Annotated in this window: 29 protein-coding genes; 16 read left to right on the forward strand and 13 right to left on the reverse strand. The window is 65.9% G+C overall.

All coding sequences use genetic code 11. The features are described 5' to 3' along the window. Window positions 1-6: 6 nt before the first annotated feature. The 5 genes from CLU87_RS12265 to serB all read left to right on the forward strand — a co-directional run bounded on the left by CLU87_RS12265 (window position 7) and on the right by serB (window position 2,959). Window positions 7-669 carry a hypothetical protein gene (locus CLU87_RS12265; protein ID WP_099730618.1) on the forward strand — a complete coding sequence of 221 codons (663 nt, stop codon included), beginning with the start codon at window positions 7-9 and terminating at the stop codon, window positions 667-669. Between the two features lie 81 nt (window positions 670-750). Continuing rightward, a complete protein-coding gene (locus CLU87_RS12270) occupies window positions 751-1,005 on the forward strand; it encodes a ParD-like family protein (protein WP_015014749.1) in 255 nt (84 codons plus the stop codon). Further along, the gene (map, locus tag CLU87_RS12275; RefSeq protein ID WP_056064239.1) at window positions 1,002-1,799 is read left to right on the forward strand and encodes a type I methionyl aminopeptidase; all 798 of its coding nucleotides are present in this window, start codon (window positions 1,002-1,004) and stop codon (window positions 1,797-1,799) included. Before CLU87_RS12270 ends, map begins: the two co-directional genes overlap by 4 nt. A gap of 98 nt (window positions 1,800-1,897) precedes the next feature. Next, window positions 1,898-2,086, forward strand: coding sequence for a DUF3149 domain-containing protein (locus tag CLU87_RS12280; protein ID WP_056747190.1), 189 nt, complete (start codon window positions 1,898-1,900; stop codon window positions 2,084-2,086). A 159-nt stretch (window positions 2,087-2,245) separates the two neighbouring features. Beyond that, window positions 2,246-2,959 carry a phosphoserine phosphatase SerB gene (serB, locus tag CLU87_RS12285; protein ID WP_099730619.1) on the forward strand — a complete coding sequence of 238 codons (714 nt, stop codon included), beginning with the start codon at window positions 2,246-2,248 and terminating at the stop codon, window positions 2,957-2,959. 102 nt (window positions 2,960-3,061) lie between these two features. Here the strand turns inward: serB and CLU87_RS12290 are convergent, their stop codons facing one another. Then, window positions 3,062-4,030, reverse strand: a complete 969-nt coding sequence (locus CLU87_RS12290; RefSeq protein ID WP_099729449.1) for an IS1595 family transposase — start codon at window positions 4,028-4,030, stop codon at window positions 3,062-3,064. Between the two features lie 102 nt (window positions 4,031-4,132). Continuing rightward, the gene (locus tag CLU87_RS12295; protein WP_056747228.1) at window positions 4,133-4,651 is read right to left on the reverse strand and encodes an Rrf2 family transcriptional regulator; all 519 of its coding nucleotides are present in this window, start codon (window positions 4,649-4,651) and stop codon (window positions 4,133-4,135) included. A 90-nt stretch (window positions 4,652-4,741) separates the two neighbouring features. Here CLU87_RS12295 and ytfE point away from each other — a divergent pair, with 90 nt between their 5' ends. Then, complete coding sequence (gene ytfE / locus CLU87_RS12300) at window positions 4,742-5,491, forward strand: iron-sulfur cluster repair protein YtfE (RefSeq protein WP_056064247.1); 750 nt, start codon at window positions 4,742-4,744, stop codon at window positions 5,489-5,491. 17 nt (window positions 5,492-5,508) lie between these two features. Next, window positions 5,509-5,994 (forward strand): group III truncated hemoglobin, encoded by a 486-nt coding sequence (locus CLU87_RS12305; protein WP_099730620.1) that lies wholly within the window; start codon window positions 5,509-5,511, stop codon window positions 5,992-5,994. Between the two features lie 43 nt (window positions 5,995-6,037). Here CLU87_RS12305 and CLU87_RS23340 read toward each other — a convergent pair whose 3' ends face one another. Continuing rightward, window positions 6,038-6,211, reverse strand: a complete 174-nt coding sequence (locus tag CLU87_RS23340) for a LiaI-LiaF-like domain-containing protein (RefSeq protein ID WP_165836502.1) — start codon at window positions 6,209-6,211, stop codon at window positions 6,038-6,040. A gap of 37 nt (window positions 6,212-6,248) precedes the next feature. Then, window positions 6,249-7,142: a LysR family transcriptional regulator gene (locus tag CLU87_RS12310; RefSeq protein WP_099730621.1), complete on the reverse strand. Its 894-nt coding sequence runs from the start codon at window positions 7,140-7,142 to the stop codon at window positions 6,249-6,251. Window positions 7,143-7,268: 126 nt separating this feature from the next. On the opposite strand from CLU87_RS12310, the gene CLU87_RS12315 reads away from it, so the two are divergent. Beyond that, window positions 7,269-7,850 (forward strand): GNAT family N-acetyltransferase, encoded by a 582-nt coding sequence (locus CLU87_RS12315; protein WP_099730622.1) that lies wholly within the window; start codon window positions 7,269-7,271, stop codon window positions 7,848-7,850. Further along, window positions 7,825-8,949, forward strand: a complete 1,125-nt coding sequence (locus tag CLU87_RS12320; RefSeq protein ID WP_099730623.1) for a branched-chain amino acid ABC transporter permease — start codon at window positions 7,825-7,827, stop codon at window positions 8,947-8,949. Before CLU87_RS12315 ends, CLU87_RS12320 begins: the two co-directional genes overlap by 26 nt. Here the strand turns inward: CLU87_RS12320 and CLU87_RS12325 are convergent. Genes CLU87_RS12325 through CLU87_RS12335 form a run of 3 tightly spaced genes read right to left on the reverse strand, consistent with a single transcriptional unit; the run spans window position 8,904 to window position 9,959 of the window. After that, window positions 8,904-9,116, reverse strand: coding sequence for a DUF3820 family protein (locus CLU87_RS12325; protein ID WP_056064258.1), 213 nt, complete (start codon window positions 9,114-9,116; stop codon window positions 8,904-8,906). The genes CLU87_RS12320 and CLU87_RS12325 overlap by 46 nt on opposite strands. A 13-nt stretch (window positions 9,117-9,129) precedes the next feature. Then, entirely contained in the window at window positions 9,130-9,492 is a 363-nt protein-coding gene (locus CLU87_RS12330) for a translation initiation factor Sui1 (protein WP_099730624.1), read from the reverse strand. Beyond that, window positions 9,489-9,959, reverse strand: a complete 471-nt coding sequence (locus CLU87_RS12335; RefSeq protein ID WP_056064262.1) for a DUF2721 domain-containing protein — start codon at window positions 9,957-9,959, stop codon at window positions 9,489-9,491. The genes CLU87_RS12330 and CLU87_RS12335 overlap by 4 nt, the downstream gene beginning before the upstream one ends. Before the next feature lie 239 nt (window positions 9,960-10,198). Between CLU87_RS12335 and CLU87_RS12340 the strand changes: the two genes are divergently transcribed. Next, the gene (locus tag CLU87_RS12340; protein WP_099730625.1) at window positions 10,199-11,476 is read left to right on the forward strand and encodes a DEAD/DEAH box helicase; all 1,278 of its coding nucleotides are present in this window, start codon (window positions 10,199-10,201) and stop codon (window positions 11,474-11,476) included. A 59-nt stretch (window positions 11,477-11,535) separates the two neighbouring features. On the opposite strand, the gene CLU87_RS12345 is transcribed toward CLU87_RS12340, so the two are convergent. Next, window positions 11,536-11,883 (reverse strand): DUF6172 family protein, encoded by a 348-nt coding sequence (locus CLU87_RS12345; RefSeq protein WP_099730626.1) that lies wholly within the window; start codon window positions 11,881-11,883, stop codon window positions 11,536-11,538. Between the two features lie 89 nt (window positions 11,884-11,972). Between CLU87_RS12345 and CLU87_RS12350 the strand changes: the two genes are divergently transcribed. Then, entirely contained in the window at window positions 11,973-13,235 is a 1,263-nt protein-coding gene (locus tag CLU87_RS12350; RefSeq protein ID WP_099730627.1) for a sensor domain-containing diguanylate cyclase, read from the forward strand. Window positions 13,236-13,295: 60 nt separating this feature from the next. Here the strand turns inward: CLU87_RS12350 and CLU87_RS12355 are convergent, their stop codons facing one another. Then, entirely contained in the window at window positions 13,296-13,499 is a 204-nt protein-coding gene (locus CLU87_RS12355) for a hypothetical protein (RefSeq protein WP_056747226.1), read from the reverse strand. A gap of 85 nt (window positions 13,500-13,584) precedes the next feature. Then, window positions 13,585-15,234, reverse strand: coding sequence for a methyl-accepting chemotaxis protein (locus CLU87_RS12360; RefSeq protein ID WP_233193779.1), 1,650 nt, complete (start codon window positions 15,232-15,234; stop codon window positions 13,585-13,587). Between the two features lie 325 nt (window positions 15,235-15,559). On the opposite strand from CLU87_RS12360, the gene pstS reads away from it, so the two are divergent. The 3 genes from pstS (at window position 15,560) to CLU87_RS12375 (ending at window position 19,000) form a co-directional block, all read left to right on the forward strand. Beyond that, window positions 15,560-16,627, forward strand: a complete 1,068-nt coding sequence (gene pstS, locus CLU87_RS12365) for a phosphate ABC transporter substrate-binding protein PstS (RefSeq protein ID WP_099730629.1) — start codon at window positions 15,560-15,562, stop codon at window positions 16,625-16,627. A 112-nt stretch (window positions 16,628-16,739) separates the two neighbouring features. Next, on the forward strand, window positions 16,740-18,311 hold the full coding sequence (locus tag CLU87_RS12370) for a CYTH and CHAD domain-containing protein (protein WP_099730630.1): 1,572 nt from the start codon (window positions 16,740-16,742) through the stop codon (window positions 18,309-18,311). Between the two features lie 20 nt (window positions 18,312-18,331). Then, on the forward strand, window positions 18,332-19,000 hold the full coding sequence (locus tag CLU87_RS12375) for a 3'-5' exonuclease (RefSeq protein WP_056747181.1): 669 nt from the start codon (window positions 18,332-18,334) through the stop codon (window positions 18,998-19,000). Between the two features lie 179 nt (window positions 19,001-19,179). Here CLU87_RS12375 and CLU87_RS12380 read toward each other — a convergent pair whose 3' ends face one another. Further along, window positions 19,180-21,243: an NADPH-dependent 2,4-dienoyl-CoA reductase gene (locus tag CLU87_RS12380; protein WP_099732158.1), complete on the reverse strand. Its 2,064-nt coding sequence runs from the start codon at window positions 21,241-21,243 to the stop codon at window positions 19,180-19,182. Window positions 21,244-21,343: 100 nt separating this feature from the next. Here CLU87_RS12380 and CLU87_RS12385 point away from each other — a divergent pair, with 100 nt between their 5' ends. Further along, a complete protein-coding gene (locus tag CLU87_RS12385) occupies window positions 21,344-21,976 on the forward strand; it encodes a TetR/AcrR family transcriptional regulator (protein ID WP_099730631.1) in 633 nt (210 codons plus the stop codon). A 24-nt stretch (window positions 21,977-22,000) separates the two neighbouring features. Here CLU87_RS12385 and CLU87_RS12390 read toward each other — a convergent pair whose 3' ends face one another. Together CLU87_RS12390 and CLU87_RS12395 are read right to left on the reverse strand one after the other, a co-directional pair. Continuing rightward, window positions 22,001-22,228 (reverse strand): SlyX family protein, encoded by a 228-nt coding sequence (locus CLU87_RS12390; RefSeq protein WP_008906148.1) that lies wholly within the window; start codon window positions 22,226-22,228, stop codon window positions 22,001-22,003. Between the two features lie 7 nt (window positions 22,229-22,235). Beyond that, a complete protein-coding gene (locus tag CLU87_RS12395; protein ID WP_056747178.1) occupies window positions 22,236-23,426 on the reverse strand; it encodes a PLP-dependent aminotransferase family protein in 1,191 nt (396 codons plus the stop codon). Between the two features lie 125 nt (window positions 23,427-23,551). Here CLU87_RS12395 and CLU87_RS12400 point away from each other — a divergent pair, with 125 nt between their 5' ends. Next, on the forward strand, window positions 23,552-24,031 hold the full coding sequence (locus CLU87_RS12400; protein WP_099730632.1) for a GyrI-like domain-containing protein: 480 nt from the start codon (window positions 23,552-23,554) through the stop codon (window positions 24,029-24,031). The last annotated feature ends 32 nt before the right edge of the window (window positions 24,032-24,063 follow it).

Below are 24,063 nucleotides of genomic sequence, written 5' to 3' on the forward strand. Positions count from 1 at the left end.
AAAACAATGTGGCTGGAGTCTCTCGTCGCACTGGTGGCCCTGACGACCGCCTTGGTCACGCGGCCCTGGCGCTTGCTGGCCAGCCGCACGCCGCTGGAGCACGAGTCCCATGGCGTGGCGTCCCCGCTGTGGACGCCATTGCTCGCCACGCTGGTGTTTCTGCCGTGGCTGTGGGCGCTGCCCACGCTGCACGCCATGCCGCTGCAATTGCAATGGTCGGGCGCGTGCCTCGTGGTGCTGATGCTGGGCTGGCCGCTGGCCATCCCGGTGCTGCTGGCGGTGGGCGCCATTGCGGGCCTGCTCTCACCCGCCCTGGACTGGGCCGATGCGCTGGGCGCTGCCATCTGGCTGGGGGTCGTGCCCGCCACGCTGGCCCTGGCGCTGGGCGCGCTGGTGCGGCGCTTTGTCGGTACGCAGCCATTTGTGTACGTGTTGGGCCGGGCGTTTCTGGGCACCGTGGCCTGCGTGTTTGCTGCAGGCGTGCTCTCGCAATGGACCGGGCACCTGTTGCCCGGTGTGGGCAACGAGCTGTCGCTGGTGGCCCGTTGGCTTATGGCCTGGGGCGACGGGTTTGTGACGGGCATGCTCACCGCGATTTTTGTGGCCTTCAAGCCCGAGTGGCTGGCCACCTGGTCCGACCAGCTCTATCTGAAGCGCCCTCCGCAGTAGCGCAGTGTTGCCAACGCACACCACAGGGACTGCAGACACGCAGCGATACGAAACGTATATGTTTCGCATACAATTCGCTGCATGGGTATTGTCAAAATTTCAGACCAAATGCACGAGAACCTGCGCGTTGCCAGCAACGCCCTGTCTCGCTCCATCAACGCACAGGCAGAACACTGGATGCGCATCGGCATGCTGGCCGAGCTGCATCCCAACCTCGACCACAGCGACATCTGCCAGCTGCTGATCCGCGCCGAACAGGCCGGGGGCTTTGATCTGGACACGGTGGCGGCCTCCGTGGCCGCCAAGCCGGGCCACAGCGGGCGGCGTGTTCAATGAAGTCGTCCCGCGTCACCCTGCGCTCCCCCGCCGAAATCGCCCAGGCGCGTGAGGCCGGCCGCCTGGCCGCCCGCGTGCTACACATGATCACGCCGCACGTGCAGCCCGGCGTCAGCACCGAGGCACTGGACCGGCTCTGCCACGACTACATCGTGAACGAACTGCAGGTCACCCCCGCCAACGTGGGCTATCTGGGGTATCCCAAAACGGTGTGCACCTCAGTCAACCACGTGATCTGCCACGGCATTCCGTCGCCCGGGCAGGTGCTCAAGGCGGGCGACATCATCAACATCGATGTGGCCATCATCAAGGATGGCTGGTTTGGCGACACCAGCCGCATGTACTTTGTGGGTGAGCCCAGCCCGCTGGCGCGCCGCCTGGTGGACACCACCTACGAGGCCATGTGCGCCGGCATTGCCCAGGTACGCCCCGGCGCCACGCTGGGCGATGTGGGCCATGCCATACAGACCGTGGCCCACCGCGAGCGGTTCAGCGTGGTGCGCGAATACTGCGGCCATGGCATCGGGCAGATCTACCACGACGAGCCCCAGGTGCTGCACTACGGGCAGCGCGGCCAGGGCCTGCGGCTGGAGGAAGGCATGGTCTTCACCATCGAGCCCATGATCAACGCCGGCAAGCGCGATACGCAGGAGCTGGCCGACGGCTGGACCGTGGTCACCCGCGACCGCTCGCTGTCCGCCCAGTGGGAACACATGGTGGCCGTGACGGCCGATGGGTTCGAGGTGCTCACGCCCTGGCCCGAAGGCACTGGCCGCTATCCCGCCATGGTTTGACCTGCATCTTGCCCGCACGCCGCAGTCTTTGACACAGCACAAGCAGCCGCCGCAGGGACCGTCCGATAGTGGGGAACACCACCACAAGGAGGGCCTCCATGAAGCTGCTGAACGATCTGTTTTCTACCGACTACGGCCTGATGAGCATCATCGGCATCGGGTTCATGATCTGCATGGCCGCATTTTTTGTGCGCATGTTCCTGGTCAAGATGAACGAGCCGCCCCAGCCCAACCCGGCCGCCAAGGCCCTCAAAGGCGGCGGCCAGAACCTGCCGCATCCCCGCTGAGGCACAGGATCTGACGAGAGCCGCGCACGGGCCGCGGCCTCTGCCGCCCAGTCCCCGGGGTAGCGCCTGGAGCGAGCGTGGCGGGCACGGCGGGAACAAAAGCCTGCCAGGGATACCATTGCGGGTTCTTACCCCGCATTTGTTCCCCCTTTTTCTGCCATGACCCACGCAACCGAATTCGCCCCTGGCCTCGTCATCCAGGGCATCGAGCCTCCGCTGTCCCTGTCCGCCTACAAGCTCATCGCTTTTGACATGGACTCCACCCTCATCAACATCGAGTGCGTGGACGAAATCGCCGATGCCGCCGGCCGCAAGGCCGAGGTGGCCGCCATCACCGAGGCGGCCATGCAGGGCGTGATCACCGACTACAAGGAGAGCCTGCGCCAGCGTGTGGCCCTGCTCAAGGGCGTGACGGTGCAGCACATGGAGCAGGTGTTCACCGAGCGTCTGCGCTTCAACCCCGGTGCCAAGGAGCTGATCACCGCCGCCAAGGCTGCGGGCCTCACCACGCTGCTGGTCTCGGGCGGCTTCACTTTCTTTGCCGACCGCGTGAAGGCGGGCCTGGGCATTGACTTTGCGCGCTCCAACATGCTGGAAGTGCAAGACGGCCAACTGACGGGCCGCATGGTGGACCAGGCCTGGGGCGACATCTGCGACGGCTTTGAGAAGCGCCGCACGCTGCTGGAAGTGGCCTCGCTCATGGGCATTTCGCCGCAGCAGGCGATTGCCGTGGGCGACGGCGCCAACGACCTGCCGATGATGGGTGCCGCCGGCCTGTCGGTGGCCTACCACGCCAAGCCCGCCGTGCGTGCACAGGCCAAGGTGGCCATCAACCAGGGCGGGCTCGACCGCTTGCTGGAAGTGCTGCGCTGAGCGGCGTGGCGCCTCAGTACGTACAGGGTGCCACTGGATACTATTAATTTGATAGCTATCCAGGCATGTAGCACTAGCGCATCTGGCCGATTTGAGGCTCTTCTAGCGAATGCTAGTGACGCCTTGACTCCCCATAGCCGCCTCCAGCACCAGTGCGGGCTGCGGCCCCATGGGGCCTGATCGGTCCAACATCCTGAACCAGCCCAGGTACGAATCAAGGTATTTCGTTGCAACGCCCTTGAAGCGCTGCATCCACCCGCGCAGCCTGCTGACATAGGCATTGACGTTTTGAACATGCCAGGGGCCTCTCACACGCCTACCCCGGCTCACGTTCACCGCCTGGTGCTGCACGCCCAGGGCCCGCGCAGCGCTGGCCAGTGTGACGCTGCCGTCGGTGCATAGGATGGTGTCTGGTGGCAGCAAGGGTTTGAGTGCAGTTTGCACACTCACCGCTTGGTTCGTCTGCAGGATGAGGTTGGCCGTTGCTCCGGCCCGGTCTCGCGCCATCAGCACCGGGGTGTATTCCAAGCCCTTGCAGCCAGCCAGCGCCTTACCGCCGCGTCGGCGAGGACGACGCAGCAAGCCTCTGTGTCCCTTGCAGGAGGCCAGGAAGTAAGACTCATCGGCCTCGGCGATGCCCACAAGCTGGCGTGCCTGCACGCTCTTGGGGCAGGCCAGGAAGCGGTGGCGCCAGCGAAAGGCGGTGCTTTGCGCCACACCCAGGCGCAGGGCCACCTGGTTGAGTGAGAGTCCTTCGCTCAAGACCTGCGCCTGGCCCATCCACTTATCCCGCAGATGCAGGCGTGCCAGCGGTGTTCCAGTCAAGGCGTTGAAGGTGCGCGCGCACTGGCGGCACTTGAAGCGTTGCAGCCCGTTGGCCGAGCCATTCTTGACAAGCTGCGGGCTGCCGCAGTGCGGACAGGTTCGGTGGGCGCTGCCATGTGCTTCTACAACGGCGATGGCTTGACTGTGATCGAGCAGCGCCTGCAGGCAGCTTGCCAGTTGCTGGCGCTGGTGGTGCGTCAGCTGGGGCAGGCTGTGGATCAAGCGCGTCATCTGTTGCTGTCGCATGGCCTTCTCCTGGGGCAGACGCAAGCGCGTCATGCTGGGGAGATGGGGGCGTAGCGCTACGGTTAAAGACTCATCACTAGCATTCGCTAGAAGAGCCCGTTTTTATTCAAACCCAGGTGCATCGGGCAATCCGGGCACCAACGACGCCCTGCGGCGGGCACTGCCGGCGCGCGGGGCGGCCACCGTGGCCAGCAGCGCCACACCCTGGGGTGACGTGGGCGCCACCAGGTCCGCCAGCGTCACGCCATCCAGCACCTCCAGATAGGCCTGCATGGCCTGGCCCAGCACCCCTTTGAGCCGGCAGTGGCTGCTCAGGCGGCACTGGTTGGAGGCAGGGTCAAAACATTCCACCAGGTTGAAGTCCGTCTCGGTGGCACGCACCACCGCGCCAATGTGGATGGACGACGCCGGCACCATCAGCCGCATGCCACCGCCCCGCCCGCGCGTGGTCTCCAGCAGGCCCTGCGCCGACAGCTGCTGCACGATCTTCATCAGGTGGCTGCGCGAGATGCCATAGCCCTCGGCCACCTCCGTGATGGTGACGGGCTGCGCCCGCCCCTCGGTGGCGGCGCAATACATCAGCACGCGCAGCGTGTAGTCGGTCCATTGGGTCAGTCGCATGTGTTTGCCGCAGATCAATCAAAAAGATGCATACATCCTGAATTTTATTCGCTAAAATATTCACACTATATGAATCTTTAAAGGACCACCATGAACGCCCGCATCGACACCCTGCACGCCACAGCCCCCACCACCCCACTGCCGCTGAGCGCCGAGCAGCAGATCGGCCAGATCGCCGTGCAGTTGCCGGGCGCCACGGCGGTGTTTCGGCGCCTCAAGCTGGACTTCTGCTGCGGTGGCCAGGTGAGCCTGGCCAAGGCGGCTGCCGACAAGGGGCTGGACGCCGACGCCGTGCTGGCCGAGCTGGCGGCCCTGCAGCGCAGCGACGCCGTGCCCGAGGCAGCGTCGCCCAGCGCGCTCATCGACCACATCCTGGCGCGCTACCACGAGGTGCACCGCCAGCAGCTGCCCGAGCTGATCCGCATGGCCCGCCGCGTGGAGGCCGTGCACCGCGACCACCCGCAGGTGCCGGTCGGCCTGGCCGACCACCTGGAGGCCATGCACGAAGAGCTGCTGTCGCACATGCTCAAGGAAGAGCAGGTGCTGTTCCCCATGCTCAAGAACGGCGGCAACCCGTTTGTGGGCCAGCCCATCGGCATGATGCGCGCCGAACATGTGGACCATGGCGAGGCGCTGGACAAGCTCAACGCGCTGACGAATGACGCCACGCCTCCCCAAGGCGCATGCAACACCTGGCGCGCGCTCTACGCGGGCATTGCCCAGCTGGGCGACGACCTCATCAACCACATCCACCTGGAAAACAACGTGCTGTTTCCGCGGTTCGAAGCCAGCGCTGCACCCGCGCAAGCTTGTGCCACGTCAGCCTGCGGCTGCCAGTGAGCCGGCACACTGCCGCCATGACCGAAGAAGCCCACCCTACACAGACCGCCGGCAAGCTCGCCCCCAGCGCGGAGAGCATCACGCAACTGGTGCACGGCTTTTATGGGGATGTGCGGCGCGACCCGCTGCTGGGCCCGGTGTTTGAAAAGGCCCTGCACGGCCAGTGGGACGCCCACCTGCAGCGCCTGGTGGACTTCTGGAGCACCGTCGCGCTGGGCGCCCGCAGCTTCAAAGGCGATGTCTTCGGCAAACACATGGCGCTGGAGGGCGTCACACCCGCCCACTTTGCGGCCTGGGTGGCGCTGTGGCAACAGCACACCAATCGCTTGTTTGCGCCGGAGGTGGCGCACGACCTGCAGGTGGCGGCCCATGGCATTGCACGCAACCTGTTCCGGGGCTACTTTGCGAACGACCCCGGTTTTGTGCAGCCCCGCGACGAGGGCCATGGGCGCGATGAGCACGGCGCCCGCCACCAGGGCAGCGGAGAAACCCAGCGAGGTTGAAGACTGCCGACTGGCAACGCGGTCGCCAGCGCCCGCTTCTGGCTTATTTGCCCTTGTTGCCCGGCGTGAAGAACAGCGCCAGACCCACTGCTATCAGCGCCACAGGCCACCACACCCGCAGCAGCTCGCGAAGGCTGATGCTGATCAGTCCCAGGTTGGTCAGCAGAAAAAACACGCCCAGCACGACCAGAACGATCGCAGCGATATTGCCCTTCATGTGCATTCCCTCGGTGTGGTTGTTGGTATGGCCGCGATTATGGCGGGCGGGACAACTGCGCGCCCAGGTAATCCACCCACACGCGCACCTTGGGCGACAGATGGCGGCTGGAAGGCCACAGTGCCCGGAACTGGCGGGCCGGGCCCAGGTGCGGCTCCAGCACGCTCACCAGTCGCCCCTCAGCCAGGGCATCGCGCACCAGAAAGTCGGGCATACAGGCAATACCGATCCCCCGCAGGGTGGCACCCAGAACGGCTTCGATGTTGTTGCAAGCCAGCACCGTGCGAAGGCGTGGCTCGTCGCTGCCCAGGTCCTCGCGCCACGGCCAGTCGAGCAGCTTGCCGGAATCCGGGTGGCGAAAGCGCACGCAGGCATGCCGCTCCAGGTCGCGCAGTGCAGCGGGCGTGCCGTGGCGCTCCAGGTAGCTGGGCGCAGCGCACAGCAGCAGCCGAAAGGTCTGCAAGGGCCGCGACACCAGGCGTGAATCGCGCAGGTCGCCACTGCGAATCGCCACGTCGATGCCTTCGTCGATCAGGTCGATCGCTCGGTCGCTGAACGTGATGTCCAGCTCCACCTCGGGGTAGCGCGCCAGAAACTCCGGCACCAGGGGGATCAGGAAGTGGTAGCCCACGATGGGCGCACTCACCCGCAGCTTTCCCCGTGGTGTCTCCCGCGAGAGCGACAGCATGGCCTGCGCGTCGTCCAGGTCGTCCAGCACGCGCCGGCAGCGCTCATGGAACAGGCGCCCCTCTGCCGTCAGCTGGATGCGCCGGGTGCTGCGCTGCAATAGGCGCGCGCCCACCTCCTGCTCCAGCCGCGCCACGCCCTTGCCCACCGCAGACGCCGATATCTCCAGCGCCCGTCCGGCGGCCACAAAGCTGCCCAGCTCTGCTGTTTTCACAAAGGCCAACATGCCACTGAGCTTGTCCATCTGCGTTTTTCACTCCGGTTGAGCACAGCCAATTCAATCTTTTTATTCCGCAATAAAAGGAATGAAAGCCACTTTTTGGCTGATTCGATCCAGTCTAACCTTCTTGCACTTCCACACATCCACGCCATGCCGAACCCGTCATTCCTTCGCGCCGACTCTGCCAGCACCTGCGAAACCCGAACGTCGCTGATGGGTTTGCAGGCTGAATATCTGCGCTGGGTGCATGGCGAAATAGCCCGGTGCTTTCCGGCCCTCTCCCCGCGTGCCGGCTTGCCGCTGCCACCGGAGGACCTGCCCAGATTGAAGGTCTCACAGACCGGAAACCGGCCAAACAGCGAGTACTACCTGATCGCCGTGAATGGCGAAGCCGCAGGCATGTGTGGCCTGCGGCCCTTGGGCGCAGGCACCGTCGAAGTCAAGCGCCTGTACGTCCGCCCCGCCTACCGGGGCCTGCATCTCGGTTCGTCTGCACTGCGCAAGCTGTACGCAGATGCCTGTCAGGCGGGCTACACCCGCATTTGCCTGGACACCGCCCTTTTCATGCAGGCAGCACACCGCCTGTACGAAGCCCACGGCTACGCCGACTGCGCGGCCTACGAAGGCACCGAGGTGCCGCTGGCACTGCACAGCCACTGGCGCTTCATGCAGCGGCCCATCCACCGCCTCAGCCACGGCATCACCCATGAGCACGATCTTCGAACGGCGTAGCACGCAAGCAGGCCTGGTCCTCGCAGTGCTCCTGCTGCCCCTGGTACTGCAACCCTTCGGCCACCACTGGGTGCGCGTTGCTGACGTCAGCCTGCTGTACGTCATGCTGGCACTGGGCCTGAACGTGGTGGTGGGTTATGCAGGCCTGCTGGACCTGGGGTATGTAGCCTTCTACGCACTGGGTGCCTACCTGTTTGCCCTGCTGACCTCACCCCACCTGACCGACCACTTTGCGTGGATCGCTGCGCTGTTCCCGCAGGGGTTGCACGCCCCCTGGTGGGTGACCATCCCGCTGGGCGCAGCATGCGCGGCCCTGCTCGGCATGCTGCTGGGAGCCCCCACCCTCAAGCTGCGGGGGGACTACCTGGCGGTGGTCACCCTGGGCTTTGGCGAAATCGTGCGCCTGCTGGTCATCAACATGAGCCACCCCGTCAACATCACGCAGGGCGCCCAGGGTCTGGGCTTGATCGACCCGGTGCACATCCTGGGGGTGGACCTGGGCCGCCCCCTGGTGGTGGCGGGCCATGAGGTGGCGTCGGTCACGCTGTACTACTACCTGTTTCTGGCGCTGGTGACGCTCACCATCGTTGTCTGTCTGCGCCTGCAACACTCCCGCATCGGCCGCGCATGGATGGCTATCCGCGACGACGAAACCGCAGCCCGGTCCATGGGCATCAACACCCGCAACCTCAAGCTGCTGGCCTTCGGCGTGGGCGCCAGCTTTGGCGGAGTGACTGGCGCCATGTTTGCGGCTTTTCAGGGCTTCGTTTCCCCCGAGGCCTTCAGCCTGCAGGAGTCTGTGCTCATCGTTGCCATGGTGGTGTTTGGCGGCATGGGGCATATCCCCGGGGTGGTCCTGGGAGCCGTGCTGCTCGCAGCGCTGCCAGAGGTACTGCGCTATGTAGTCGGCCCCCTGCAGGCAGCAACGCACGGGCTACTGGATGCGGGCGTGATGCGCCCGCTGCTGATTGCCTTGGCCATGATCGTCACCATGTTGTGGCGCTCCAGCGGCCTGTGGCCAGCGCCCGACGCAGCGCAGGCACTGGGGAAGAATCACCGCCCCCGCAAGGGCCGCAGTAGGTCCGATAGCCCGTTGTGATCAATCTCGTGCATCAGCGCCAGCAACTGGCCCAACTCGCCCTTGGGAAACCCCTCGCGCGCAAACCAGTTGAGGTAGTTGCCCGGCAGGTCCGCCAGCAGCGTGCCTTTGTGCTTGCCGTACGGCATCTCGGTGGTGACCAGGCGTTGCAGTTTGTCTGCGTCCATTGCCCTGGGCTCCTCAACCGCCTGCGCGCTTGACCTTGTGGCCCAGCTTCTGCAGCGCGGTCATCACGCGTTCCACGTGGTCGCCCTGCACCTCGATCACGCCGTCCTTCACCGTGCCGCCGCTGCCACAGGCGGCCTTGAGCTGCTTGCCCAGCTGCTCCAGCGCAGTCTCGTCCACCAGCACGCCTTTGACCAGGGTGACCGCCTTGCCGCCGCGCCCTTTGGTCTCGCGCGATACGCGCACGATGCCATCACCCGTGGGCAGGGGCTTGTTCTGCTTGCAGGTGCACTGCGCCACCGGCTGGCGGCAGGTGGGGCACATGCGGCCCGACTCGGTGGAATACACCAGGCCGCCCAGGTCTGCCAGAGACTTCATGGTTTCTTCCCTTCCACCTCTTGCTGCAGCATGTGAAAGTCGAGCAGGCGTGTGGCCAGCAGCGTCTCGGTCAGAAAACACACCAGCGCCAGCAAAAAGCACGCAACGCCCGCCAGAAACCCGCCCACCGCAAGGCGGCTGGACTGAAAGTCGGTGGTTTCGCCCAGAAACAGCAGGATGATGGTCGTGCCAATGAGGAAGGCACAAAACGTCAGCAGCGCAATACAACCGTTGGCCAGCCGTCCACGCAAACGCAAGTCCGCCAGCTCCTTGTAGGCACGGGCCAGAAATTCGGGTTCGGCATTGACGCGCGCGCGGTCTTCCACCACACGCGCCCGGTCGATGATCCGGGCCAGGCGGCCGGCCACCGCGCCGATCATGCCGGACACCGCAGTGAGCAAAAACACGGGCGCCACCGCCAGCTGGATGCCGTGGGTAATGGCGGAGGTATCTAGGGGCAAAGCCATGGGGTTCGGGTCCGGGAAAACTGTCAACGAAAAACGGGGCGGCCCGATTATCGGTTGCCCAACGCAGGGGCCGAGCACTCGCATTCCCTGCAATCTTGCAGGTGCAAGGCGCGCATTGCTGGCCTGTGAGAACGCACCGGGCAAGAGGGCATCGGGCAAACGCGGCGACAATGCGGGCCATTACTGCTTTGTCCGCGCTGCCTTGCGTGCCCTCCTCAACGCATTCCCAGCGCCTTTCCATGCCTTTTGCCTCCCTCGGTCTGTCCCCCGCCCTTGTCCATGCCGCCGCCCAGGCGGGCTTTGTGGCGCCCACGCCCATTCAGGTGGGCGCCATTCCGGCCATCCTGCAGGGGGTAGATCTGCTGGGTGCCGCACAGACGGGCTCGGGCAAGACGGCGGCATTTGCCCTGCCCTTGCTGCAGCAGCTGCAGCTCAGCGCCACTGGCGGCCCGCGCCGGGTGCGCGCCCTGGTGCTGGTGCCCACCCGTGAACTGGCAGCGCAGGTGGGAGAAGTGCTGCGCAGCTTGGCGCAGCACCTGCAGCAACCGCTCAAGATCGCCATCGTGTTCGGCGGCGTGTCGATCAATCCGCAGATGCTGGGCCTGCGCGGCGGCGCCGACATTGTGGTGGCCACGCCGGGCCGCCTGCTGGACCTGGTGGACCACAACGCGCTGCGCCTGTCGGCCGTGGCACACCTCGTGCTGGACGAAGCAGACCGGCTGCTGGACCTGGGCTTTGCCGAGGAACTGCAGCGCGTGCTGGCGCTGTTGCCAGCCCGGCGGCAGAACCTGTTTTTCTCGGCCACATTCCCAGCCGCAGTGCAGGCGCTGGCCGATGGCCTGCTGAAGCAGCCGGTGCGCGTGGAGGTGCCCCACACACCGGGTAACGAGCCTGCCATCGAACAACGCGCCATTGCGGTGGACGCCAGCCGCCGCACCCAGTTGCTGCGCCACCTGGTCAAGGAGCACAACTGGTCGCGCGTGCTGGTGTTTGTGGCCACGCAATACGCGGCCGAGCATGTGGCCGAGAAGCTGTACAAGGCGGGCATCTTTGCATCGCCCTTCCACGGCGGCCTGAGCCAGGGCGCGCGCAACCAGGTGCTGCAGGAGTTCAAGGACGAGCGCTGGCAGGTGGTCGTGACCACCGACCTCGCAGCACGCGGCATCGACATTGCGCAGTTGCCTGCCGTGGTGAACTACGACCTGCCCCGATCGGCTGTGGACTATGTGCACCGCATCGGCCGCACCGGCCGGGCGGGCGAGAGCGGCATGGCCGTGAGCTTTGTGACCGCCGATGCCGAGGCGCATTTCCGGCTGATCGAAAAACGCCAGCACCTCACCATCCCACGCGAGCAGATTGCGGGCTTTGAACCCACCGAGGCTCCCGCGCCCGCACCATCCACCGACCCCGGGGGCACCGGCGGCATCAAGGGCAAACGCCCCAGCAAAAAGGACAAGCTGCGCGCAGCAGCGGCGCAGGCAGCCGATGCCCCCGCTGCGCACAAAAAAGGCCCCTGAAAGGGGCCTGCAGTGCTTGACTGAGGGTGAGCGGGGTGGCATCCACCCAGCGCCAGGGCTTACGCGCCTTCTTCGTCGTCCATGTCCAAGCCATCTGGCCCGCTGTGTGAAGCCTCACCAGCCGGACGGGGTGTGCGCTTGCCGGGCTTGGCCAGAATTTCCACATAGAACTGGGCGCCGCCCTCGGCGGCCACGCCGTTGATCAGCCCGGTCAAGGCGGCCAGGTGCGCCACGGCGGCGTCTTCCTTGGTGCGGCCAAACTGGCAGACAAAGTCCCAGAAATCGGCGCCTTCGGGCAGGTCGCGGCGCCGTTCGCGCTTGATGTACTTGCGAATTTCGTGCTTGACGGCATCCAGAACGCGATCGCGGTTCTTGCCTTCAACGTGGAGTTGGAAAGTTTTTCTCATGGGCGATAGTACCGCCTGCGACAGGTGCCGTTTCACACCTGCGCATCCAGGTGCCACAATGGTGCATTACTTTTGGTTACCACCAGCCCATGAACCACGACCTGCGCCTGCTGCACCTGTTGCCAGCGGCTGTGCTTGTCACACAAAAGGGCGCCATCCGCTTTGCCAACGCTGCCAGCATGGAGTTGCTGGAGGCGCCCAGTATCGACAGCCTGATCGGGCGGCTGTCTGGCGACTTTGTGCACCCCCTGGACCAGGTGCGCTCCACCAACCGCATCCAGCAGGTGGCCGTGCCCGAGCAGGCCGGACGGCCCAACAAATCCTCCGAGTTCCGTATCCGCACCGAGCGCGGCAACTTGCGCATGGTGCTGATCAGCAGTGTGGCGATTGAATGGGACGGTGCCCCCGCGGTACTCATGTGCGGCATGGACATGACACACCAGAGCGAGATCGAGGCCCAACTGCGCGAGAGCGAGCAGAACTTCCGGCGCCTGTTCGAGAACATGCAGGACGTGTACTACCGCACCGACGCGCAGGGCATCGTGCAGCATGTGGGCCCGGGCGTGCGCCGGGTGCTGGGCTACGAGCCCCACGAAATCGAAGGCCGCACGGCCGAGTCGTACTACCCCCAAAGCAAAGACCGCGACGCGTTCAAGGCCGCGATCATGGAACACGGCGAGGTGTCGGACTTTCCGGGCCAGATGGTGCGGCGCGATGGCACGGTGATCGACATCTCCATCAGCAGCCATGCGCTGTACGACCATGCAGGCAATTTTGCGGGGGTCGAAGGCATCTACCGCGACGTCACGCAGCGCAAGAACCTGGAGCGCGAGCTGCAGCGTCTGGCCACCACCGACATGCTGACGGGCATTGCCAACCGCCGCGCGTTTCTCGAATGCGCCGAGTCGGCCTATGCCCATTCACGCAGCAACGGCGAGCCGCTGACCTTGCTGATGTTGGACCTGGACCACTTCAAGGCCATCAACGACCGTTTTGGCCACCTGGAGGGCGACCGGGCGCTGCTGGCGTTTGCACAGGCCATCAAGGGCCAGTTGCGCGCCAGCGATGCCGTAGGCCGGCTGGGCGGCGAAGAGTTTGGCGTGCTGCTGCCGCTGACCACACTGGCCGAGGGCCTGGAGGTGGCCACGCGCATGCTGCGTAGTGTTAGCGCGCTGGAACTGACGGACGAAGCAGGCCACTGCTACTGCGTGACCACCAGCCTGGGGGTGAGCACCTTCCGCCAGAGCGATCGCAGCCTGCGCGACATGCTCGACCGCGCCGACCGGGCGCTGTACCTGGCCAAGCACCGGGGGCGCAACCAGGTGGCTTCGCTCGAGACGCTGGACGAGTGATCATTTCAGTCGCCCTGATCGGTGAGAGATCAGGGCCATGCGGCATGCCAAGGCACCTGTTCAAAGGCGCATGCGTTCCTGCTGCAGGTTCCACAGGCAGGCGGCGATGCGCAGCAGCATCTCCATCACCTGCTCCGAGCCGCTGCAGGACAGCTCCAGATCATCAATGAGCATCGCCAGCTGGGAGATGGCGTCTTCGGGTGCGGCAGCGCCACCACTGCGCGCCACCTCGGCAATCGCGATCAATACGTCGGTGCGGTTCATGGCGCAGGTCTTGGCGTGGTGGGTGGCAATGCCTCGGTCATTGGCTGCATAGGCCACGCGATGCAGAGACCACGCCGCCGCCGGTCTAGCGTGCCGAGATGGCCAGTTGCGCGCGACTGCCAGCCCCGCCCTCCAGAGCCACAGCAGGGGGCAACCCTGCCGTTTCCAGCAAGGGTGCGCCTGCACCAGGCAGGGGCATATCCGGCGACAGGCGGAACTGGTGAATCACCTCCAGCAGGCGCCTCACCTGATTCTTCATGCCGGTCGAGGCAGACGAACTGTTATCCACCAGCGCAGCGTTCTGCTGCGTGGCCGCGTCCAGCTGGCGCACGGCCTCTCCGATCTGGGCAATGCCCCGGGCCTGCTCCTGCCCGGCATCCTTGATGGCGGTGATGAGCGAAACCACCTGGTTCACATGGAGCACGGTGTTGGCCACACGCTCGCCCGCCTGCCCCACCAGGGTGGACCCGCGCTCCACACCCTGCACGCTGGCCGAGATCAGGCCGCGAATCTCCCGGGCCGCCATGCTGCTGCGCTGCGACAGGCCCCGCACCTCGCCAGCCACCACCGCAAAGCCCCGGCCCTGCTCACCCGCGCGCGCGGCCTCCACCGCCGCATTCAGCGCCAGCAGATTGGTCTGGAAGGCGATGTCATCGATCACCTTGATGATGTCCGTGATCTTCTGCGACTGGGTCTTGATCTCCTGCATGGTGGCGATCACGTCGCGCATCACGCTGCCGCCTTCGTTGGCCACGCTGCTGGCCTCCTGCGCCAGGGCGGTGGCACGCTGGGCGTTGTCGGTGTTGTGCTGCACCGTGATGGTCAGCTGCTCCATCGACGCGGCCGTCTCCTGCAGATTGGATGCCTGCACCTCGGTGCGGCGTGCCAGGTCTTCGGTGCCGCCCGCCATCACCACGGCCTCGTGGGCGACCGTCTCGGTGCTGGCGCGCACCTCGGTGATCACGCGCACCAGCTGGTGGTTCATCTCACGCAGGGCCCCCAGCAGCTCGGCGGTCTCGTCGTTGCCACGCACATCGATCTGCGCCGTCAGGTCGCCCCCCGCCACGGTGCGTGCCAGCACCACGGCCTGACGCAGCGGCCGCGAGATGGAACGGGTGATGACCCAGGCCATCGCAGCACCTGCCAGCAATGCGAGGGCGGTGGCGGCCAGCATCCACCAGTGGATGGTGTCGCTCATGGCGCGCGCCCCGGCAAACTCTGCCGCAGCCACGTTGATCTGCAGCGCCACCAGGCGCTCGATGGCGTCCTGCACCTTGAGCGCATTGGGGCGGATCTGGGTGATGTACAGCTCCGATCCGTCGTCGTACTTGCCGGCCACCAGCGCGGCCGACGCCGGGATCAGGCCCTTGTCCAGATAGGTGGCGTTGGCATCGGCAAAGGCCTGCGCCAGGGCCTGCTCCTCGGCCCCCAGGGGCTTGGCGGCGTACTCCTTCCACAGGGCCTGGATGCGCTCGACATTGGCGGTCAGGGCCGCGTGGCTGGCCTCCAGGTTGCTGGTGCCGGGGTCCATCAGCATGTCCATCACCAGCACGCGGTTGCGCTGCGTCAGGTGGCTGATCTCGGCCAGCACGCCCATGGGCACGGTGCGGTCGCCATACAAGGCAGCGCTGCGCTCGGTCAACCGCTTGGCCCCGCTGATGCCACCGGCCGCCAGGGCCGATATCAGCAACAGCAGCACGGCAAAGGCCAGGGCCAGGCGGGTACCAATTTTCATTTTTTGAAGCATCTGAATCTTTCGTGAAGGTCCACCAGGGCGCCGCCGCCTTGTGGGAGCGAACGCGTGTTGCTGTAGGGGGTAAGCCAACCACCCGCCGTGCACCAAGCCCCCGATGGGATGCGAAAGATACTAATTGTTTCAAATGACAGATTAGTGACTCAGCGAGAAACCTTCGCCGTTCAGGCCAATGCTTCAAATCGCTGTCATTTTGCTAGGATCGGCACCGAAATCTGTCCGTCTACTCAATGAACACGCGTGGATTTCACAGCACCTGAAATCGTGCATGCATATCGTTATTCATAAAAACCATTACATAAAACACATGAAATATATTTACCTTCTTTTGCTGGCGACCGTGGCCCTTGTGCAGGCGGGCCTGGCCAGCGCACAGACCGTGACGGGCGCTGGATCGTCGGCGGCAGCGCCCATCTACCGCAGCTGGGCCAAGGCCTATGCCAAGGCCACTGGCAGCGCGGTGGACTACGACCCGGTGGGTTCCAGCGCGGGCATGAAAAAAATCCAGCAGCAGGCCGTCGGTTTTGGCGCGACGGACGTGTACCCCGCAGAGAAGGACTTGCTGGAGCACGGCCTGCTGGCGCTGCCCGTGGCCATCACCGGCATCAGCCCCATCGTCAACCTGCCCAAGGTACAAAACACCCAGCTGCGCCTGACGGGTGAGGCTCTCAGCCGCATCTTCATGGGCGAGATTACCCGCTGGAACGCGGCAGAGATCGCCGCACTGAACCCCGATGTCTCCCTGCCCGACCTGCCGATCAAGGTGGTGGTGCGCGCCGATGGCTCGGGCACCACCTACAACTTTGCAGACTACCTGGGCAAGGTGAGCCCACAATGGAAATCATCGTACGGCGCCAAAACCAGCATCGCCTGGCCTGTGGGTGTGCTGGCCTTCAAGGGCAGCGACGGCGTAGCCAAGGGCGTGCGCGACACGGTGGGCGCCATCGGGTATGTGGACCACGGCTATGTGGCCGAGTACGGCCTGACCACCGTGCAGATGAAAAATGCCGACGGCAGTTATGTCAAACCCTCCATCGATGCCTTCAAGGCGGCACTGGCCAACAGCGATTGGTCGGCCACCGGAGTTTTCCACAGCACCTTGACGCAGCGGCCCGGTAAATCGGCCTGGCCCATCACCATGGGCACGTTTGTGGTGTTCCCCAAGGTCACGCAGAACCCCGACCTGACAGCCCAGGCGCTCCGGTTCATCCTCTGGTCGTTTCTCAATGGCGACACCTTGGTGCAAGAAAATAATTTTGTCCGCCTGCCAGACCGGGTTCAGGCGTCGGCATTCAAAATCATCACCTCCATCCGGGATAATCAAGGAAAACCGCTGGGCATGAGCTTGATATCCTCCTTCAATCGCCCCTCATAATCAATCCACCCTCTCTTGAATCATTGATTTTCTATTATTGACGGATAACCGCCGCGCGCCCCTCATCCGGCGCAGCCCTGCGATGGGGATACCACGGGATAATGCCGCCACCATGGAAATCGAATTCAAGTTCTGCATCCCGCCCGACCGTCTGGCTGCCGTGCAAGCGGCGGTGCGCCGGGGCCGGTGTACCGCCATCCGCATGGAGGCCCGCTACTTCGACACGCCCGACGGCGCACTGGCGTCACGCGGCATAGCGTTTCGCCTACGGCGCGAGGGCGACCAGTGGGTGCAAACCGTCAAGGCGCTGGGCGATGGCCCGCTGGACCGGCAGGAGCACAACGTCGCACGCGGCCCCGCCACCGAAGGCACCGCGCCCGAGCCCCAACCCCAGTTGCACAGCGGCACCGTGGCGGGCGCGCGGCTGCAGCAGGCGCTGCAAGCCGCAGGCGACTCCCTCGTCGAGACCTATGGCACCGAGATGGACCGGCTGACGCGCGACATCACCCGCCAGGGAACCGTGGTCGAGCTGGCGCTGGACACCGGCCGGGTGGTGGCCCACCGGGGCACGCCCCAGCAGGCAGAGGCCCCCATTTGCGAGCTGGAGCTGGAACTCAAGGCCGGGCCGGTGGCGGGTCTTGCAGCGCTCGCCGCGCAGTGGGCCACGCGGCACGGGCTATATCTGAGCACCGTGTCCAAGGCCGAACGGGGCGAGCGCCTGCTGGCAGCAGCTGGCAGTCCGTCTGGCATTTCCATCCCATCTGACAGCCCTTCCCGCAGCGGTTCGCCCCGCAAGGCCCGACCCCGGTCCCCCCTGTACCAGCAACTGCCCGCCGGGAAGGCCCTGCAGCGCGCCGTGGTGGCGCAGTGCCTGCAGCAGCTCCTGGGCCCTGCCAGCGACCTGGCTGAAGGGTCCAGCGACGAGGAGCAGCTGCACCAGCTGCGCATCGGCATCCGCCGCCTGCGCACCGCCTTGCGCGAGCTGGCGCCGCTGGCCCCAGGCAACTTTGACCCCGCCTGGGAGCCGCCCCTGGTCCATGTGTTCCAGCAGCTCGGCCACCTGCGGGACCGCAGCCAGGTGATGCAACGCATCGGTGCCGAACTGCAGGCCGCCGGAGCGCCGCCCCTGTCCACCCACCAGGGCGACAACACCGCGCTGGTGGCCCAGGCCGCACAACAGACCGTGCGCGATGCGGCCTTTCAGGAAGCGCTGGTGTATCTGATGGCCTTTACCACCCCAGGGCTGGATGCCACGGGCAGCGCCCCCGCGGCCCTTGACGCACGTGCCACGCGCCGCCTGCTGCAGCAGCGCCTGCGCGCACTGCAAGCCCAGGTGCAAAAAGGTGCACGGGGTTTTGCCACGCGCACGCCGCAAGCACAGCACCGGCTGCGCAAACGCCTCAAACGCCTGCGCTATCTCACAGAGTTCGTGGCGCCCGCGCTGGATGCACACAGCGCCCGGTTTCTGGACAGCCTGCAGCCAGCGCTGTCGGCATTGGGCCACCTCAATGACGAGCGTGTGGCGGCAGCGCTGTACCGCGAGCTTGCAGAGTCCGGCGACCTGAAGGCCTGGTTTGGCGCAGGCTGGCTGGCGGGGCGGCAGGCCCAGTCGGTGGCGGCTTGTGAGCAAGCCCTGGGTCAGATGGAGGAAGCCCCCCGATTGCGCAAAACCGGCAAACGCTGAAGGGACACCCACACGGCACAATGGCCCGCATGACGGCCTCTCCTCCTTCGCGGCGCCAGCCGCCCTCCGCGTCCCGCCACCCCTCTGCGCACACTACCCAGCGCCCCACGCCAGACAAAGACCAGATCGCGCTGCTGGAACCCTTTGAACGCCTGGGCATGGACCGCATTGCGCTGGTCGCCACGCCTGCACAGGCCGACCAGGCTTGCCAGGCGCTGGCCAGCGCCAGTGCCTGGGGTTTTGACACCGAATCCAAACCCACCTTTGTGCGCGATGAGCCGTCGGACGGGCCGCACATCGTGCAACTGGCTACGCTGGAGCGGGCCTGGGTGTTCCAGCTGCACGACCCCGGCTGCCGAGCGCGCGTGGCCGAGCTGCTGGCCCTGCAGGGTGTGACCAAGGCGGGCTTTGGGCTGGGTGACGACACCAAGCGCATCCAGCACAAGCTGGGCGTGCAACCGGCCGATGTGCTGGAGCTGAACACCGTGTTCCGCCAACGCGGCTACCGCAAGGACATGGGCGTGAAAGGGGCCGTGGCGGTGCTGTTCAACCGGCGCTTTATCAAGTCCAAAAAAGCCGCCACCTCCAACTGGGCCAACGCCCGGCTGAGCGAGGCCCAGCTGGTCTACGCGGCCAACGACGCGTGGGCAGCGCTGCGGGTGTTCAACGCCCTGAATCTGTCCGCCTGAGGGACAAGGACGGCACAGCCTCCGTGACCCATCACGGCAGTCGCCATCCTATATTCACTATCAAAAATATAGCTGCTCATGCATATTCCACTAGCGCTACCAGCCAAAAAGACCTCAACAACACGCCTGACAGGCCCTGTGAAACCCTGTGAGCCCCTGCAGGCGATGTACGCACCGACCTACAGCCGGGCTGCCAGCCGCGCCGCCTGGTCGATGGCGCGCTTGGCGTCCAGCTCGCCGGCCTCCAGCGCACCACCGATGAGGTGGGGCTTGCGGCCCTGGGCCTCCAGGTCCTGCGCCAGGCTGCGCAACGGCACCTGGCCCGCGCACAGGACCACGGTGTCGCAAGGGATCCAGGTCGGGTCTTCGCGCTTCTCGCCGTACGAGACCAGCAGCCCTTCGTCGGCAACGCGCTCGTAGTTCACGCCACCCACCATCTCCACCGCTTTCATCTTGAGCACGGTGCGGTGGATCCAGCCCGTGGTCTTGCCCAGGCCGCCGCCCAGCTTGCCCTTCTTGCGCTGCAGCAGCGTCACCTGCCGTGCAGGGGGCGTCACACGCGGGCCGCTGGCGGCCAGGCCACCGCGCGCCTCGGCCGGGTCGGTGATACCCCATTCGGCCTTCCAGGCGGGCAAATCGAGCGTGGTGGAGGGGTGCTCACCATGCGTGAGGAACTCGGCCACATCAAAGCCGATGCCGCCCGCGCCGATGATGGCCACGCGCTCGCCCACCGGCTTGCCGTGGCGCAGCACGTCGATATAGCTCAGCACCTTGGGGTGGTCCTGGCCGGGGATCTTCGGGTCGCGCGGCTCCACACCGGTAGCGACGATGACCTCGTCAAAGCCCGCCAGGTCGGCGGCCAACACGCGCTCGTTCAGGTGCAGTTGCACGCCTGTGTCCTCCACGCGTGTGGCCAGGTAGCGCAGCATTTCGTGGAACTCTTCCTTGCCCGGAATCACCTTGGCCATGTTGAGCTGGCCGCCGATGGCGGGCGCTGCGTCGAACAGGTGGACCTCGTGCCCACGCTCAGCAGCCACCGTGGCGGCGGTGAGGCCTGCAGGCCCCGCGCCCACCACGGCGATGCGCTTGCGCGATGCGGGCGTGGCAATCGGGCGATAGACCAGCTCCGTTTCATGGCAAGCACGCGGGTTGACGAGGCAGCTGCTGGTCTTGTTCTGGAACACATGGTCCAGGCAGGCCTGGTTGCAGGCGATGCAGGTGTTGATGCGGTCGGCCCGTCCTTGCGCAGCCTTCTTCACAAACGCCGCATCGGCCAGCAGGGGCCGCGCCATGGACACCATGTCGGCGCAGCCATCGGCCAGCACCTGCTCGGCCACCTCGGGCGTGTTGATGCGGTTGGACGTGACCAGCGGCGTGGTGATGCCTGCCGCCGCAAACTCGGCCTTCATCTTTTGCGTGACCCAGGCAAACGCTGCGCGCGGCACGCTGGTGGCAATGGTGGGCACCCGCGCCTCGTGCCAGCCAATGCCGGTGTTGACGATGTTCGCCCCGCCCGTGGCCACGGCCTTGCCCAGGGTGACGATCTCGTCCCACGCACTGCCGCCAGGCACCAGGTCGATCATCGACAGGCGGTAGATGATGATGAAGTCCGGCCCCACGGCCTCGCGCATGCGGGCCAGAATCTCCACCGGCAGCCGCATGCGGTGGCTGTAGTCGCCGCCCCAGGCATCGCGCCGCAGGTTGGTGGCTTGCGACAGAAACTGGTTGATGAAATAGCCCTCCGAGCCCATCACCTCCACGCCGTCGTAGCCCGCCTCGCGCGCCTTCACTGCACAGCGCACGAAGGCGCGGATCTGTCGCTCCACCCCGCTCGCCGACAGCGCGAACGGCGTGAACGGCGAAATCGGCGACTGCAGCCGCGACGGCGCCACCGCCAGCGGGTGGTAGGCATAGCGGCCCGTGTGCAGGATCTGCAGGGCGATCTTGCCGCCCGCCTCGTGCACGGCCTCGGTCACCACGCGGTGGCGCTTGGCCGCGCCAGAGGTCGCCAGCGTGCCCGCAAACGGTTTGGCCCAGCCCGCGATGTTGGGTGCGAACCCGCCCGTCACGATCAGGCCCACATCTCCCTCGGCCCGCTCGCGGAAGTACGCCGCCATGCGAGACAGGTCGCGCCCGTCCTCCAGCCCGGTGTGCATGGAGCCCATGAGCACACGGTTCTTGAGGGTGGTGAAGCCCAGATCGAGCGGGGCAAGCAGGTGCGGGTACAACGCGGCACCAGGCATGGAGGCAGCGGCGGCTGGAGCGGCCATGGGAGGAGAGGAATGCATGGAAGGATCGTGGACTAGAAGTATTTTCTAGAACTTTATTCTAGAATCCCGTTCCATGGCAAGCCGCAATTCCCCGTCCCCCACCTCATCCCCTGCCGACGCAACCACCGACCGCCGCCAGGACATCCTCGCCGCCGCCCTGGCCTGCGCGGCCGAAGGCGGCGTGGATGCAGTCACCATCGACGGCGTGCGGGCGCGCTGCGGGGCCAGCGTGGGCAGCATCTATCACCACTTTGGCAACCGCGACGGCATCGTGGCAGCGCTGTTCTTCGAGATCTTTCACGACCAGTCGCGCAGCGTGCAGGCGCACCTCGATGCCGCCCAGGGCGTGGAGGCGGGCGTGTTGGCCCTGGTCACGGGCTACCTGGATTGGGTGGTGGCGCAGCCCGAACGGGCGCGGTTCCTGTTCCAGGCGCGCGGCGCAGTGGCAGCGGGCCCGCGCACGCCCGACCTGGCCGAGGCCGCACGGCGCCGCAACCAGGCGCTGGTGGCCTGGTTCGAGCCGCACCGCCGGTCCGGCGCGCTGCGCGACCTGCCGTGCGAGCTGATGCCATCGCTGGTGATGGGGCCGGTGCAGAGCTATTGCAGGGCCTGGCTATCAGGCAATGTGGCCCAGGGCGGTTTGCCCTCGCCGACTACCTACCGCACCGAGCTGGCCGAGGCCGCCTGGCGGTCCGTCAGGGCGTAGACCGAGCGATCGGATCAGCTCCGATCAGTAATGCGGCGGCAGCTCGTCGCGCAGGTTGCGCGGGCCGTTCGAGCCGCCTTCGGGCGCCTGCTGGCGCAGCTGGATGACCTCGTGCGTCAACCGATCGATCAGTTGCTGCTGCTGGTAGATGGTCATGTTCAGCTGGTCCAGCAGGTCTTCGGTAAAGCTGGCCTTGATCTCCAGGCTTTCGAGGCGCTGGAGAACGTTGGCGAGATCGTTGGTGTCGGACATGGAGGCGTCAGATCGCCTGGCCCAGGCGCGCGACGCCTTCGCGGATCTTGTCCACATCGGCCGTCGCAAACGACAGGCGGAAGGTGGCGTGGTCGGGGTTGGCGCAGAAGAACGGCGTGCCAGGCACAAAGGCCACACCCTTTTCAATCGCGCGCTTGGCCAGCACGTTGCCATCGGCCACCTTGCCGCCTGCACCCGTGAGGCGCGCCCACACGAACAGGCCGCCCTGGGGCTGCACAAATTCGATGGCATCGCCCAGTTCCTTGCGCAGCGCGTCGCCCATGGCCTGGGCGCGCTCGGCGTACACCTTGCGCACATGGGCCAGCGTGCCGGGCATGCGGCCGGCCTTGAGGTACTGCGCGGCCGTGGCCTGCGCAAAGGTGCTGGTGTGTGCATCGCTGAACTGCTTGCACATGGTGGCCTTGCCCAGCAACTCGGCCGGGGCAATCATCCAGCCCACGCGCAGGCCGGGCGACAGCACCTTGCTCAAAGACCCGCAGTGCACCAGCAGCTCTCGGCTGCCGGGCACAGTGGCCGACAGGTTCAGCAGGCTGGGGGGTGGCGCGTCACCAAAGTACAGGTCGCCGTAGGGGTCGTCCTCGACGATCAGGGTGTTGTGCTTCACCGCCATCTCCAGCACGGCCTTGCGGCGCTCCAGGCTCAGCATGGCGCCGCTGGGGTTGCCGAAGGTGGGGATCAGGTAGACGAATTTCGGCTTGTGCTCGGCGATCAGCTTTTCCAGCTCGTCGGTCTTCACGCCGTTGCCATCGATGGGCGCGCTGATGAGTTCGGCGCCGTACAGGCGAAAGCACTGGATGGTGGCGAGGAAGGTCGGGCCTTCCACAATCACCTTGTCGCCGGGGCTGATGAGGGTTTTGCCCAGCAGATCCAGCGCCTGCTGGCTGCCGGTGGTGACGATGAGGTTGTCGGCCGCGACATCCTTGGCGCCCTTGCTGGTCATGAAGGCGGCCAGTTGCTCGCGCAGCGGGTTGTAGCCCTCGGTGGCGCCATATTGCAATGCGGCGCCGGGCTCTTCGGCCAGGGCGGCGTTGCTGGCTGCGCGGATGCCTTCCACGTCAAACATCGCGCTGTCCGGAAAGCCACCCGCAAAGCTGATGATGCCGGGCTTGCCCAGCAGCTTGAAAAGCTCGCGGATGGCGGAGGTTTCTACGTTGTTCAGGCGGTCGGCAAATTGCATGGCGTGGACAGAAGTGGTTGGCAACAAACTCTGCATTGTCGCCAATTGCGACGCAGGATTCATGCGGTGTCTTTCCAAGAGGCTCTAAACTGGGTTTTCCGTCCACCGCCACTGCCCTGCCCGCCATGACCCTGACCCTCCGCACCCTGCCCCGCATGCGCCTTGCCACCATGCGCCACACCGGCGCCTACGGCCACCCGGGCCTGACCGAGTTGTGGGAGCGTTTTGGCAGCTGGTGTGCCGCCCATCGGCTGGATGATCCGCGCCCCAAGTTCTATGGCTTCAGCCACGACGACCCGGGCTGCACGCCGCCCGAGCAGTGCCGCTATGACGCAGCGGTGCAGATTGGCGTGGGCCTGCGCACCGGGCCCGATGTACAGGTGATGGACTACGAAGGCGGCGACTACGCCTGCATGCACTTTGTGGGCACGGGGCCCGAGATTGCCGCCGCCTGGGCGCAGATGGGCACGCCGGGCCAGATCCCCGACGGCTGGGAATGGGAGCCCCGCGCTGCGCTGGAGATCTACGACGAGGACTTTGCGGTGGACCCGGCCACGGGGCGCTTTCCGTGCTGGCTGTGTATTCCGGTCAAGCGGACGCGCTGAATCCCATAGGGTTGCGCTGACGGGCCGGGTAG

This window comes from Acidovorax sp. 59, from assembly GCF_002754175.1.
In the GTDB taxonomy this organism is placed as follows: domain Bacteria; phylum Pseudomonadota; class Gammaproteobacteria; order Burkholderiales; family Burkholderiaceae_C; genus Acidovorax; species Acidovorax delafieldii.